Origin of the sequence: Methanogenium organophilum, assembly GCF_026684035.1 — an archaeon.
GTDB lineage: Archaea > Halobacteriota > Methanomicrobia > Methanomicrobiales > Methanomicrobiaceae > Methanogenium > Methanogenium organophilum.
In genome coordinates, this window is sequence record NZ_CP113361.1 from 1030665 (window position 1) to 1043734 (window position 13070).

Annotated in this window: 15 protein-coding genes; all 15 read left to right on the top strand. The window is 55.1% G+C overall.

Features of this window, described 5'->3' with window-relative positions; genetic code table 11:
* The first annotated feature begins 52 nt into the window (after positions 1-52).
* The 15 genes from hgcA (at position 53) to OU421_RS05360 (ending at position 13047) form a co-directional block, all read left to right on the top strand.
* Positions 53-1129 (top strand): mercury methylation corrinoid protein HgcA, encoded by a 1077-nt coding sequence (gene hgcA, locus OU421_RS05290; protein WP_268187565.1) that lies wholly within the window; start codon positions 53-55, stop codon positions 1127-1129.
* Positions 1130-1525 (top strand): mercury methylation ferredoxin HgcB, encoded by a 396-nt coding sequence (gene hgcB, locus OU421_RS05295; protein WP_268187566.1) that lies wholly within the window; start codon positions 1130-1132, stop codon positions 1523-1525.
* Between the two features lie 272 nt (positions 1526-1797).
* Positions 1798-2103 carry a hypothetical protein gene (locus OU421_RS05300; protein WP_268187567.1) on the top strand — a complete coding sequence of 102 codons (306 nt, stop codon included), beginning with the start codon at positions 1798-1800 and terminating at the stop codon, positions 2101-2103.
* A 13-nt stretch (positions 2104-2116) separates the two neighbouring features.
* Positions 2117-2941 carry a nitrogenase iron protein gene (gene nifH, locus OU421_RS05305; RefSeq protein ID WP_268187568.1) on the top strand — a complete coding sequence of 275 codons (825 nt, stop codon included), beginning with the start codon at positions 2117-2119 and terminating at the stop codon, positions 2939-2941.
* 22 nt (positions 2942-2963) lie between these two features.
* On the top strand, positions 2964-3290 hold the full coding sequence (locus OU421_RS05310; protein ID WP_268187569.1) for a P-II family nitrogen regulator: 327 nt from the start codon (positions 2964-2966) through the stop codon (positions 3288-3290).
* A 15-nt stretch (positions 3291-3305) separates the two neighbouring features.
* On the top strand, positions 3306-3725 hold the full coding sequence (locus tag OU421_RS05315) for a P-II family nitrogen regulator (RefSeq protein ID WP_268187570.1): 420 nt from the start codon (positions 3306-3308) through the stop codon (positions 3723-3725).
* Positions 3726-3746: 21 nt separating this feature from the next.
* Positions 3747-5363 (top strand): nitrogenase molybdenum-iron protein alpha chain, encoded by a 1617-nt coding sequence (nifD, locus tag OU421_RS05320; protein WP_268187571.1) that lies wholly within the window; start codon positions 3747-3749, stop codon positions 5361-5363.
* A gap of 2 nt (positions 5364-5365) precedes the next feature.
* On the top strand, positions 5366-6736 hold the full coding sequence (locus OU421_RS05325; protein WP_268187572.1) for a nitrogenase component 1: 1371 nt from the start codon (positions 5366-5368) through the stop codon (positions 6734-6736).
* Positions 6737-6760: 24 nt separating this feature from the next.
* Complete coding sequence (gene nifE / locus OU421_RS05330) at positions 6761-8149, top strand: nitrogenase iron-molybdenum cofactor biosynthesis protein NifE (protein ID WP_268187573.1); 1389 nt, start codon at positions 6761-6763, stop codon at positions 8147-8149.
* Positions 8146-9567 carry a nitrogenase component 1 gene (locus tag OU421_RS05335; protein WP_268187574.1) on the top strand — a complete coding sequence of 474 codons (1422 nt, stop codon included), beginning with the start codon at positions 8146-8148 and terminating at the stop codon, positions 9565-9567. Before nifE ends, OU421_RS05335 begins: the two co-directional genes overlap by 4 nt.
* 32 nt (positions 9568-9599) lie before the next feature.
* A complete protein-coding gene (locus OU421_RS05340; RefSeq protein ID WP_268187575.1) occupies positions 9600-9908 on the top strand; it encodes a 2Fe-2S ferredoxin in 309 nt (102 codons plus the stop codon).
* Between the two features lie 28 nt (positions 9909-9936).
* On the top strand, positions 9937-10563 hold the full coding sequence (locus tag OU421_RS05345; protein WP_268187870.1) for a Fe-only nitrogenase accessory AnfO family protein: 627 nt from the start codon (positions 9937-9939) through the stop codon (positions 10561-10563).
* Between the two features lie 115 nt (positions 10564-10678).
* On the top strand, positions 10679-11509 hold the full coding sequence (gene modA / locus OU421_RS05350) for a molybdate ABC transporter substrate-binding protein (RefSeq protein WP_268187576.1): 831 nt from the start codon (positions 10679-10681) through the stop codon (positions 11507-11509).
* On the top strand, positions 11490-12311 hold the full coding sequence (locus tag OU421_RS05355; protein WP_268187577.1) for an ABC transporter permease: 822 nt from the start codon (positions 11490-11492) through the stop codon (positions 12309-12311). Before modA ends, OU421_RS05355 begins: the two co-directional genes overlap by 20 nt.
* Positions 12304-13047: an ABC transporter ATP-binding protein gene (locus tag OU421_RS05360; RefSeq protein ID WP_268187578.1), complete on the top strand. Its 744-nt coding sequence runs from the start codon at positions 12304-12306 to the stop codon at positions 13045-13047. The genes OU421_RS05355 and OU421_RS05360 overlap by 8 nt, the downstream gene beginning before the upstream one ends.
* The last annotated feature ends 23 nt before the right edge of the window (positions 13048-13070 follow it).

Sequence of the window (13070 nt, forward strand, 5' to 3'; positions counted from 1 at the left end):
GTCCCGTTCAGCCCACCCATGGGATAAACCGGAATATTTCGGAAGGACATACATGACCAACCCACAGAATAAAGAAAAATCCTCATGCTGCTCGTGCGCAGGCGGGGGCAATGCTTCAGCTTCCTGCTGCAGTATTCCCGCAGACACAGAGACGGCAATCCCAAAAGCCACCAGTACCATCACCAGAGAAAACCGTCTCGATCACATCCGTGCACGCGTGGGCATCAACCGGATGGGGCACCGTGTCGAACCGGGACTGTACCGCCTTGGTAGACCGGATGTCGATTCTCCGGTCTTTGCATCGGCGAACTATACACTCAGTTTTGACGCACTGCGCTCTGCGCTCGCCGGTGTTGACTGCTACATCCTGGTACTGGACACCAACGGAATCAATGTCTGGTGTGCAGCCGGGAAGGGCACATTCGGAACAGATGAGCTGGTGCACCGCATTGAGTCCACCGGGCTTGCAGCGATTGTCCGGCACCGGAAAATCATCCTGCCCCAGCTGGGCGCCCCCGGCGTTTCGTGGCCGGATGTCATGCGCAGAACGCACTTTAAGGTAGTATACGGGCCGGTGCGTGCCGTTGATCTCCCCGAATTCCTCAGGACCGGTACGGCGACACCATCCATGCGAAGAGTCGAATTCCCGTTGCGGGACCGTCTCGTACTGACCCCGGTCGAGTTCGTGCATGTCGCCCTTCCGGCGCTGGCTGCGGCAGTCATCCTGTATTTTTTGGCAGGTTACGGCGCATCCCTTGCCGCAGTCGCCGCAGTTCTTGCAGGAACGGTCCTGTTCCCGGCATTGCTCCCATTCATCCCTACCCATGACTTCAGCACAAAAGGGCTCATTCTCGGGGGAATTGTCGCCGTTCCGTTCGCGGCATCCTTTGCGACGGTTCCATTGCTTCCTTTCTGGGCGAATACAGCGGCGGCTCTCGTCGCGCTCCTCCTTATTCCGTCAGTGACCGCATATCTGGCCCTCAACTTCACCGGCTGCACCACATTTGCCTCACGCTCGGGAGTGAAAAAAGAGATATTCCGGTATGTACCGGTGATGGCCGTCATGGCCGGGTCGGGCATCATTCTTGCCATCCTTCTCGGCATAAGCCGGCTTTTCGGGGTGATCTGAATGTTCGACTCATATACGGAAAACACGCTCCAGTATAATGAGGAGCGGTGCATCAACTGCGGGATGTGCAGTGCTGTCTGCCCCCACGGCGTGTTTACCCCCGGGGATACCGCGGCCGTGCTTGCCGCCCCGTCGTCCTGCATGGAGTGCGGCGCCTGTGCCCTGAACTGCCCGGTTCAGGCCATCGGTGTGGAGAGCGGTGTCGGGTGTGCGTGGGCGATGATCTCCGCTGCACTGAGGGGAAAAGACATGGACAGCGGCACATGCGGGTGCGGCGGGGCGGCAGGTTCGTGCTGTGGTTCTGATACAAAGGAGCCGTCCTGCTGCGATAAGAAGGAAAACGATTTCGGGAAGCAGAAGAATGATGAGGATATTCTCGTGTCTCCCCCCGTGTGATCAGCCACATAGAATTCCATTCACCTGTTGCCCGAATTCAGGCACCTAAACGCATTTTTTTTCAAAATATCGTTTCACCAGCATCGATACGCCCATGTGATCCATTTCCGTCCGGGTCCGAAACCGAACCGTTTTCCATTACCCATACTGGAGCAGACAGTACTTCACACCCCACAAACAATAGATTAATATATGTTAGAAAGAAGGTTCCTTCCAACACAATTAAATACATATAAGGCACATTTGATCATGTAACAAAGTTGGGAGAAAGAATGCGACAAACAGCAGTCGATAGCAAAGGAAGCATACGGGATGGGGCGGCGACCCCAAATGTGACCGCTGCCATCTCAACATCAGGCAGACAATCCCTGATGGCATGGTGCAAAAACGGCGCAACGCGAAAGGCACAGAAGATGAGGGAGAGCACCCTCATCCGGAGAGACTGGCACAAGGCCACCACCATTGACCAAATATGGGAAATGGATCTGAAATCATCAGAAATGACAGATCCGGCGCATGGAACCTACCAACCACAGAGGAGACTGTTCACCACAGTATCCCTGCAGCAAATGAAATAAAAAGAGGCAAAAAATGGCACGACAGATAGCAATTTACGGAAAGGGCGGAATCGGCAAGTCAACAACAACACAGAATACTGTGTCAGCACTGGCCGAAGCGGGCAAAAAGATTATGGTCGTCGGATGCGACCCAAAAGCAGATTCAACACGACTTCTGCTCCACGGGCTCTGCCAGAAGACCGTTCTGGACACACTCCGTGACGAGGGAGACGACATCGAGCTTGATGAGATCCTCAAGCCCGGCTACAAGGGAACCCTTTGTGTGGAATCCGGTGGTCCGGAACCTGGTGTAGGATGTGCGGGACGAGGAATCATCACCTCAATCAATATGCTTGAATCACTCGGGGCATACACCGACGATCTCGACTATGTCTTCTACGACGTACTCGGTGATGTTGTCTGTGGAGGGTTCGCGATGCCAATCCGTGAAGGAAAAGCACAGGAGATCTACATCGTCGCTTCCGGCGAACTGATGGCGCTCTATGCGGCAAACAACATCGCAAAGGGTATCCAGAAGTACGCCCAGAACGGCACTGTCCGTCTCGGCGGCATCATCTGCAACAGCCGGAATGTGGACCACGAACTCGAACTCCTCAAGGCATTCGCAGAAGAGCTCGGATCGCAGCTGATCTACTTTGTACCGCGTGACAACCTCGTGCAGCGGGCAGAGATCAACAAGAAGACGGTTGTCGACTTCGATCCCGAATCCAACCAGGCAAATGAATACCGGAGTCTCGCTGAGGCCATCGACAATAATAAAATGTTCGTCATCCCCAAGCCGATGGTTCAGGACCGCCTGGAAGAACTCATGATGGAACACGGGTTCCTCGGACTCTAAGATACCACAGGAAGTGAAACAAATGTTGTTTGTAAGAGCGATAGTCAGACCGGAAAAGAAGGATGAAGTCCTCGAAAACCTCTCTGCCGGAGGATTCCACGCAGCAACCGTTGTCGATGTCGTCGGCCGCGGAAAGCAGAAGGGTATCAGAATGGGAGACATCTACTACGACGAGATCCCAAAAACCCTCATTCTTGTCGGAATTGAGGATGCAGACAAGGACAAAATCGTAGATATAATCCTCAAAACAGGAAAAACCGGAGCCGACGGGAACTTTGGTGACGGGAAGATCTTCATCAGCCCCGTCGAAGAAGTCTACACGATCTCAAAGGGAACGAAGGGCCTGTGAGCAGGAGATGCTGAGATGAAAGAAATTTTGGCAATCGTGCGGATGAAGAAGACCGGCGCAACCAAAAAGGCGCTCATTGAAGCCGGAGTTGCGGGATTCACCGCAATGAAGGCGACCGGCAGGGGAAACCTGGTGGACGACGATGACATCATCGTCCCCTGCAGGGAGAAGCTCGAGAAGATGGCACCCAATGATGTCATCGACGAGGAGGAAGTGGAAGAGCAGATTGTCACATTCCTCGATGACACACGGATGTTTCCCCGCAGGCTCTTCACCATCCTTGCCCATGATGAGGATGTCCCCAGAATCGTTGAGGCGATAATGGCGGCAAATCGCACCGAACGCGGTGCAGGCGACGGAAAGATATTCGTAACCCCAGTAGCAGATGCCATTCGTGTCCGCACGGGTGAATCAGGCGACGCTGCAATCTGGTAGGTATTACGGAGGACACAGAATATGACAGTAACAGATCTGAACGTCGACGATATGATGACACCATACCCGAACAAGGTATTAAAGAACCGGAAAAAGCATATCGTCGCAAAGACTGACGGAGCCGCTTCCTGCCCGCAGATCGAGGCAAATACCCGAACCGTCCCCGGTATTATCTCACAGCGGGGATGCTGCTATGCAGGGTGCAAGGGTGTCGTGGTCGGCCCGATCAAGGACATGATCACGATAACGCACGGTCCCATCGGGTGTGGCTATTACAGCTGGGGAACCAGGCGAAACAAAGCACGTGCCGATGACAGGACACCGCCGGAACACATCTTCTCGGCGATGTGCTTCTCGACTGACATGCAGGAGAGCGATATCGTATTCGGCGGCGAGAAGAAGCTCGCGAAGATGATCGACGAGGTTGTTGAGATATTCCACCCGAGAGCCATAAACATCTGCTCCACATGCCCGATAGGACTTATCGGTGACGACCTCGGTGCCGTCTCAAAGGCGGCAGAAGAGAAGCACGGCATCCCGATCATCCATTACAACTGTGAAGGGTACAAGGGGGTCAGCCAGTCGGCAGGCCACCATATCGCAAACAACCAGATCATGGAGAAGATGGTCGGCACTGGCACAGACGGACCGGCAGGGGACCGCGTCATCAACATCCTCGGCGAGTACAACATCGGCGGAGACGGATGGGAGATTGAACGCATCCTCGAGGATATCGGATACACCGTAAACTCGATACTGACCGGCGATTCCGCCTATGCAAATATCAAAAACCTGCATTCGGCCAATCTGAACCTGGTCCAGTGCCACCGCTCTATCAACTACATCGCGGAGATGATGGAGACAAAATACGGCATCCCCTGGCTCAAGGTGAACTTCATCGGTGTCGAGGCGACGATAGCGACCCTCAGGGACGTCGCCCAGTGCTTTGGCGACGAGGATCTGATTGCACAGACAGAGGTCGTCATTGAACGCGAACTGGCCGCAATCACTCCGGAACTGGAGCGTTACCGCAGTATCTGCAAAGGAAAGACCGCATTCACCTTTGTAGGCGGGTCCCGCAGCCACCATTACCAGTACCTGCTGAAGGACCTGGGCATGGAGGTCGTTGTTGCAGGGTATGAATTTGCCCACCGTGACGACTACGAAGGACGCGATGTGATTCCTACCATTAAGAGCGATGCGGATTCAAAGAACATCCCCGAACTTCACCTGGAAGCGGACCCCGACATGTATGAAGAACCAAATCTTCACCTGAACATGTCGAAGGAGAAGTATGACGAACTGGTCGAAGCCGGCCATTTCGCCACCTATGACGGGATGTACCCGGACATGGTAGATGGCGGTGTGATGATCGACGACCCCAACCATTACGAGACCGAGGAGCTCATCGAGATCTTCCACCCCGACCTGATATTCTCAGGAATTCGGGACAAGTACATCTCACACAAGATGGGCGTCCCCTCAAAGCAGCTGCACTCATACGACTACAGCGGCCCATATGCAGGATTCAGGGGTTCAATCATCTTTGCAAAGGATGTGGCGAACGCACTCTCCACCCCTGCATGGCAGATGATCACCCCACCATGGGATAAGACAGAAACCGAAGGAGGCGACTGAAAATGCTGGACTGCACACCAAAAGGCCCTGTCGATACACACAAGACAGGCACCATCAACCCGATCAAGACATGCCAGCCCCTGGGAGCGATGTATGCTGCCCTCGGCATTCACGGATGTCTGCCGCACAGTCACGGATCTCAGGGATGCTGCGCATATCACCGGATGGCGTTGACCCGCCACTTCCGTGACCCGGCAATGGCATCCTCAAGCTCCTTTACGGAAGGAGCGTCCGTATTCGGCGGTGCGGGCAACCTCAAGACATCCATTAAAAATGTCTTTGCAATCTACAACCCGGACATCATTGCCGTGCATACCACCTGCCTCAGCGAGACAATCGGAGACGACCTGCCGACGATCATCAAGCAGTCGGAGATCCCCGAGGGGAAGTATGTCATTCACGCCAACACCCCAAGTTACCACGGATCGCACATCACCGGGTTTTCGAATATGTGCAAGGGAATCGTATCCTACCTGGCAGAATCCGACGGGAACCCCAAAAAAGAACAGCTCAACATATTCCCCGGGTTCGTCAACCCGGGCGACATGAGAGAGGTACAGCGGATTGTAACCGAGATGGGAATTCCCTCAATCATGTATCCGGACACAACAGACGTGATGGACTCACCACTGCTCAAGACGTACGAGATGTACCCCAGTGGCGGCGCGAAGATTGAGGATATCAGAGATTCGGGCAACTCGAAGCTGACGCTTGCGCTTGGAGCATGGTCATCGGCAGAAGCTGCAGCAATCCTCCAGGATAAGTGCGGCGTGCCCGGTGTACCTCTCAAACTCCCGATAGGTGTCAAGGCGACCGATGCCCTGATTATGGCAGTGAAGGACGGATTCGGTGTAGATGTCCCGGCATCTCTCGAGATTGAGAGAGGACAGGTCATCGACACCATGATTGACACCCACTTCCACTACCAGGGAAAGACCGTGGCAGTATTCGGGGATCCGGATCTTGTGATTGCACTGACCGAGTTCCTCATCACCCTGGGAATGATCCCGAAATACGTGATCACCGGAACAAATGGGAAAAATTTCGAGAAGATCATCAACGAGATGCTTGAAGAAGCAGGCATCGAAGGATCAAAAGTCAAAGCGGAAGGAGATCTCTTCGACCTCCATGAATGGATCAAAGAAGAGTCTGTCGACCTGCTGATGGGCAACTCACACGGCAAGTACATTGCACGGGCTGAAGACATCCCGCTCGTCCGGGTTGGATTCCCAATCTCGGACAGGGCGGTTCATCCCCTCATGCCTGTCACCGGATACCGGGGATGCCTGCGCCTGATTGAGATGATCAGCAATACCCTGCTTGACCGCCGTGACCGCGACGCCGCTGACGAGGACTACGAACTCGTACTGTAACGGAACAGAAACGGAGGAGAAACAATGGAAAACACATGTTCACAGACCCCGGAACAAGATGCCCTTATCACAGAGCGACAGCATTCAATCGTCACCACCGGCAACACCAAAACCAGTATCAACTGCACGGACGACAGCCTCGCAGGTTCCGTTAGCCAGCGGGCATGTGTTTTCTGCGGAGCACGAGTGGTCTTAAATCCGGTCACCGATGCCGTTCACCTGGTGCACGGGCCGATTGGATGCGCCGCGTATACCTATGATATACGCGGCAGCCTTTCGAGTGGTTCGGAGATGTACCGGAGAAGCTTCTCCACTGATATGAAGGAAAAAGACGTCATCTTCGGCGGAGAGAAGAAACTCGCTGCATGTCTTGCGGAGCTGGCTGAAAAGCACCATCCGCCAGCGATATTCGTCTACTCCACCTGTGTCTCGGGAATGATCGGAGACGACATCGTCGCCGTCTGCAAAGAGGCTTCCCTCACATACGACATCGATGTCATCCCGGTCGAGTCCAGCGGATTTATCTCCGGCAACAAGATCGTGGGATACCGGGCCGCAGGAGAGGCACTCCTGCGCCTCATCACCCCAAAAGAAGGAGAGGTCATCGAAAAGACCCGGAAGCTCAACTTCCTCGGCGAGTACAATCTCGGCGGAGAGAAGTGGGTCGTCGAACGCTACCTGCGTGAGATAGGAATCGAAATCAATGTCGCCTTTACCGGAGACTCGACCGTTAAAGCCCTGAAAAAGGCTCCCGGTTCCTGTCTTAATATTGTCCAGTGCACCGGTTCGATGCACTGGGTGGCAAACCAGATGTACGAAGCGTTCGGGATCCCCTACCTCGATGTCAACTTCTTTGGTGCGGAAAACACCGCAGAGAGCCTGCGAAAGATTGCAGCGTTCTATGACGACCCTGAGATCTCCGCCAGAACCGAAGCTCTCATCGAACGGGAGATGCAGGCGGTCAAAGACGTGAACGAGAAATACAGAAAGAGTCTGGAAGGCAAGCGTGCCGCGATATATGTCGGAGGCGCCTTCAAGGCATTTGCGATTATCCGCCAGTTAACGGAACTGGGCATGGAAATCGTCCTGACCGGCACCCAGACGGGCAAGAAGACCGAGTATGAACGGATGGGCAGTCTGCTCAATGAGGGAACAGTTATCATCGACGATGCAAACCCCGCTGAGATCGAGAAGTTCCTCATCGAAAAGAAAGTCGATGTCATGGCCGGAGGGGTGAAAGAACGATTTCTGGCATACAAGCTGGGAGTCGGGTTCATCGACCACAACCATGACCGAAAAGACGGCCTGATAGGCTTTGAAGGAGCCATTAGGTTCACAAAGGAAGTGTATGCGACTACATGCTCGCCGGTATGGAAGTACGTGAGACATGAATACGGAGAGACAGACCAATGACAGAGTCCAGCCGGAACACCTGCCCGGACACGGTGAAGCTGGTCAATGAGAACCAGTGCCACATGTGTATGCCCCTGGGTGGCGTTATCGCATTCAAGGGCGTTGAAGACACCATGGTGCTCGTGCACGGCTCACAGGGATGCAGCACCTATATGCGTCTCACGAATGTCGAGCACTACCACGAGCCGGTGGATGTTGCCTCCTCATCCCTCAATGAGAAGCAGACCATATACGGCGGAGAAAAGAATCTCAAGAAAGCTCTGGACAATGTGATCCGGGTGTACGAACCGAAGGTGATCGGCGTGCTTACGACCTGCCTCACGGAGACGATGGGAGAGGACCTGAACCGTATCATCGCCTCCTGGCGGACGGAGACCGGGAATGACCACACGGACATCATCCCTGTTTCAACACCGAGCTACGACAAGAGCCATACGGAAGGGTTCTGGACCACCACCCGTGAGATTATCGCATATTATGCGAAGAGTGGCGTTTTGCCCCACGCACGGGTCAATGTGATCATCCCGCACATCAGCACTGCGGACATCCGGGCGATTCAGCAGATGCTGGAGCTGTGGGGTGTTGCATACACCATGCTCCCGGACTACTCCATGACGCTGGACCGTCCCTTTGCAGGAAAATACCTGAAGATCCCGGAAGGGGGCACCTCACCCACAGAGATCGCAGAGATGGGCGGGGCACCCCTGACCATTCAGTTTGGCTGCACGTGTGATGAGAGCATCTCCCCCGGAGCGTATCTCAGGGATACCTTCGGCGTGCCCCTTGTCAACCTCCCTCTGCCCGTGGGTATTGAGAATACCGACCGCTTCATGCAGGCACTCGAAGAGCACACGGGAAGACCGGTGCCCGACCGCCTCCGGTATGAACGCGGATGGCTCATCGACGCGATGGCCGATTCGCACAAGTACAATGCGTCGGCACGGCCGGTCATCTACGGGGAGCCTGAACTGGTGTATGCCTATACCTGTGCATGCATGGAGAACGGTGCGGTGCCGTCGGTGATTGCAACCGGAACTCCCCATTCCCACATCGGACCGATGCTCAAAGAGAGGCTAACGGACGCCATTGAGATGCCGGTCATCCTTGAGGGAGCCGACTTCTCCATGATCGAGAAAGCGGCACTGGATACCGGTTCGACCATCGCCATCGGGCATTCCGGCGGACGCCAGCTGGCCGAGAAGCATGGCATCCCCATCGTGCGGGCAGGTTTCCCTATTCATGACCGTGTCGGCGGGCAGAGAATTCTGTCGGTGGGATATGCAGGATCGCTTGCGTTCCTTGACCGGTTCACGAACACGATACTCGAGAAGAAGTACGCATCCTACCGGACGCTCAGAAGAGAGGAACTGCTCTCAAAGATTGCAGCTGTTCCCTGTGAAGGATACATCACAGACTGATAAACCAAAACCAGAACAGGAGAGAGAAAACCATGCAGAAACCAAAATACCACATCCTTGTATGTACCAGCTCACGGCCGACCGGCCAGCAGCAGGGCTTTTGCCACGCGAATGCCGGTGTGGAGATACTGATGAGACTGGCAGAAGAAATTGACGACCGCGAACTTGGCGGCGAGGTGTTTATCAACAACACGGGCTGCTTCGGGATCTGTGATAAAGGGCCCATCGTGGTGGTATACCCCGATAATGTCTGGTACGGGTCTGTCACGCCGGATGACGTGGACGAGATTCTGGACGAGCATATCGAGGGCGGAAATGTTGTCGAACGTCTGCTGATCTGAATGATACCGGAGATATAAGGTGGATTATATGGCGGCAGAGATTGCAGCAATCGTTGATGCAAACGGAAGGACAGGCCTCCTGAACGAGCCCGGACAGATTGTCGTCTACCGACGAACTGAGGCGGGCTGGGATACCGTAAGAGAGATGCCGGTCTCCCTTGACCAGTGCAGAAACCTGCCGGAGATGCGCCGGAAAATGACTGATATTGTGCAGTTTCTTGGTGAATGCAGGATATTTATGGCCGGGTCAGCAAGCGGAGCCCTCTACTTCGAACTCGAGAAAGCCGGATGCAACATCTGGGAGATTTCCGGAAACCCCGTTGATTTTCTGGACAGTGTGCTGGAAGAAGAGGAGAAGGAGCAACGTTCGCCGGCAGAGGCCGGTATAGCCGCCATCCCCTCTCCCGAGGAGATACATCCCGGAGAATTCTTCATCTCGATAAAGGATGTGCAGGGGAAGATGCCCGGTGTCACCAGCAAACAGATTCTCGCACGGTTCATCACTGAAGGTAATTTCCGTCTTCTGGAAATTCTCTGTGATCATGTGCCGCCATGGATTGAGATGGAGGCAAAACGCCATGGATACGGCCTGCAATCGGAGAAGAACCGACCAAACGAGATTGTGGTCAGACTGACGGGAGCAGTGGCAGGATAAGAGGCCTGCAATCCGGCAGAAGAAGGTCCGGTGGATAGACCGGACACCAGCCCCGCTTCCAGGTATGAGAACCGATGTACCGCATTGTCGAAATTACTGAAATTATGGTGTTATTATGAAAACAGGAAAAACCGCTCTGGTGCTGCTTGCATGCCTGATGATGGGGGCAGTCCTCCTCGTCGCAGGCTGTACCACGACATCAGACGTCACTCCGTCAGCGAATGCAGAGAAGAGCATCACGGTCTTTACGGCAGGTTCCCTGAAGGGCGCCTTCACTGAAATGGCCGCTGCGTATGAAGATGAACATCCGGGCACAACGGTCGTCCTCAATATCGACGGCACCCAGGCCCTGCGGACCCAGGTGGAGCAGGGAGCAAGGGGAGACGTCTTTGCGTCAGCGAATACGAAACACATGGACGCCCTGATGGCAGGGGGGTTCATGGAGAATGACACAGTCAGCGGTTTTTTAGAGAACCGTGTTACGATTGCCCTTCCAGTGTCAAACCCGGGAGATATTCACGGACTCGCAGACCTGTCCACTCCTGGAGAGAAGGTGCTCATTGGAACACCTGAGGTCCCCGTCGGTGGCTACGCCCGGCAGGTACTGGAGAAGATGGCCGCAGACCCTGAGTATGGAGAAAATTATACGGAAGCGGTGATGGCAAACATCATCTCTGAAGAAACGAACGTCAACAACATCATCGCAAAACTCCTCATCGGTGAGGCGGACGCCGGGTTCACCTACACCTCAGATGTCGTCACCCCGGCATATGCTGACCAGCTGACCACCATTCCCATACCGGATGAGTACAATGTCGTCGCCCATTACCCCATCGGGGTCCTCAAAGAGTCCACAGACCCGGAGACAGCAGAAGACTTCATCGCCTTCGTCCGCTCCGGACCGGGCGGGGAGATCCTCAGGACGTATGGATTTGAACCGCTCTGAAGCACTGAAGAGAGGTGAAAAGGCCGCTCTGGCCCTCGGCATCTCCCTTCTTTTTGGGGGGTTCCTTCTTTTTATCACGGTCCCGGTCATTTCGCTCTTCCTGCGGATATCGCCTGAGACCTTCCTCGCATCGCTCTCAACCCCGGTTGTGACCGACGCCCTGATCCTGAGTCTTACGACGGCCGTGGCATGCGTTTTGATTGTCGTACTCTGCGGGACGCCAATCTCCTACATCAATGCGAGATTCGCCTACCGGGGGAAGGATATCATCGATACGCTCATTGACATCCCCGTCATTCTGCCGCCTGCAGTCGCCGGTCTTGCCCTGTTAATGGCATTCGGGCGCTATGGCATTGTCGGGAAATACCTGAGCCTCTTCGGAATAGAGATTGCCTATACAACGCTCGCCGTGGTGCTCGCCCAGGTCTTCGTTTCCTCGCCCTTCTATATCCGGCAGGCACGGGCGAGTTTCGAGGCGGTTGACACGAATCTCGAGGACGCCGCACGAACGCTCGGTGCGTCACCTGTCCGGACATTTGCCCGGATAACGATGCCCCTTGCCGCCGGTGGCCTGATCTCCGGTGCAGTGATGACCTTTGCACGTGCACTGGGAGAGTTCGGTGCGACGATAATGTTTGCCGGAAACATCCAGGGGCGGACCCAGACGATGCCTCTTGCGATTTATACGACGATGCAGGGAGATCTCGATGCATCCCTCGCCCTTGCGGTGATCCTCGTAATCATCTCGTTCGGGGTGATCACCGGGGTGCGCTATACTCTCAGGAGGGGAGACAGTGCTTAATCTGACGGTAACAAAACAACTCAGGGACTATGTGCTTGATGTCCGTGTCGCAGTGAACCACGGGGAGACCCTGGTCGTCATCGGTGAGAACGGCGCCGGGAAATCGACGATTCTCAATCTGGTAGCAGGACTGCTCCATCCTGACACAGGGACAATCACCCTTGCAGGCAGGAGCCTGTTTGATGGAAATACGCAGGTCATTCTTCCCCCCGAGGAGCGGAAGGTGGGTTATGTGCTCCAGAACTACGCCCTCTTTCCGCATATGAGCGTAGCAGACAACGTCGCCTTCGGCCTCCTTTCGCGGGGGGTTTTGAAGCAGGAGGCACAGGAACGGAGCCTCGGGATGCTTGAACGAATGGGCATTGCCGCCTTTGCAGACGTCCGGCCGAACGCCCTCTCCGGCGGGCAGCGGCAGCGCGTGGCCCTCGCACGGGCACTCGTTACAGATCCCGACATCCTGCTCCTTGACGAGCCCCTCGCAGCCCTTGATGTCAGAACAAAGACGGCGATGCGGCGCGAGCTTAGGGCCTGCATCAAAGAGGCAGGGATTCCGGCGGTCATCGTCACCCATGCGCTCAAGGATGCCCTCGAACTCGGAGACCGGATTGCGGTGATCGAGGAGGGGAGAATTGTCGCCGACGGCACGCCTGATGAGATTCTTGCGGGCGGAAACGGATTTGTCTCGCATTTCTTCTGCGGGTGTGTGCACAGCAGAAAGGGTGAGACAGACGGATGAGAAAGGACGTGCGCATATGCCGG

Excerpts from the sequence above, each read along its gene's own strand:
- hgcA (WP_268187565.1), top strand. The coding sequence starts at position 53 with ATGACCAACCCACAGAATAAAGAAAAATCCTCATGCTGCTCGTGCGCA.
- hgcB (WP_268187566.1), top strand. The coding sequence starts at position 1,130 with ATGTTCGACTCATATACGGAAAACACGCTCCAGTATAATGAGGAGCGG.
- OU421_RS05300 (WP_268187567.1), top strand. The coding sequence starts at position 1,798 with ATGCGACAAACAGCAGTCGATAGCAAAGGAAGCATACGGGATGGGGCG.
- nifH (WP_268187568.1), top strand. The coding sequence starts at position 2,117 with ATGGCACGACAGATAGCAATTTACGGAAAGGGCGGAATCGGCAAGTCA.
- OU421_RS05310 (WP_268187569.1), top strand. The coding sequence starts at position 2,964 with ATGTTGTTTGTAAGAGCGATAGTCAGACCGGAAAAGAAGGATGAAGTC.
- OU421_RS05315 (WP_268187570.1), top strand. The coding sequence starts at position 3,306 with ATGAAAGAAATTTTGGCAATCGTGCGGATGAAGAAGACCGGCGCAACC.
- nifD (WP_268187571.1), top strand. The coding sequence starts at position 3,747 with ATGACAGTAACAGATCTGAACGTCGACGATATGATGACACCATACCCG.
- OU421_RS05325 (WP_268187572.1), top strand. The coding sequence starts at position 5,366 with ATGCTGGACTGCACACCAAAAGGCCCTGTCGATACACACAAGACAGGC.
- nifE (WP_268187573.1), top strand. The coding sequence starts at position 6,761 with ATGGAAAACACATGTTCACAGACCCCGGAACAAGATGCCCTTATCACA.
- OU421_RS05335 (WP_268187574.1), top strand. The coding sequence starts at position 8,146 with ATGACAGAGTCCAGCCGGAACACCTGCCCGGACACGGTGAAGCTGGTC.
- OU421_RS05340 (WP_268187575.1), top strand. The coding sequence starts at position 9,600 with ATGCAGAAACCAAAATACCACATCCTTGTATGTACCAGCTCACGGCCG.
- OU421_RS05345 (WP_268187870.1), top strand. The coding sequence starts at position 9,937 with ATGGCGGCAGAGATTGCAGCAATCGTTGATGCAAACGGAAGGACAGGC.
- modA (WP_268187576.1), top strand. The coding sequence starts at position 10,679 with ATGAAAACAGGAAAAACCGCTCTGGTGCTGCTTGCATGCCTGATGATG.
- OU421_RS05355 (WP_268187577.1), top strand. The coding sequence starts at position 11,490 with ATGGATTTGAACCGCTCTGAAGCACTGAAGAGAGGTGAAAAGGCCGCT.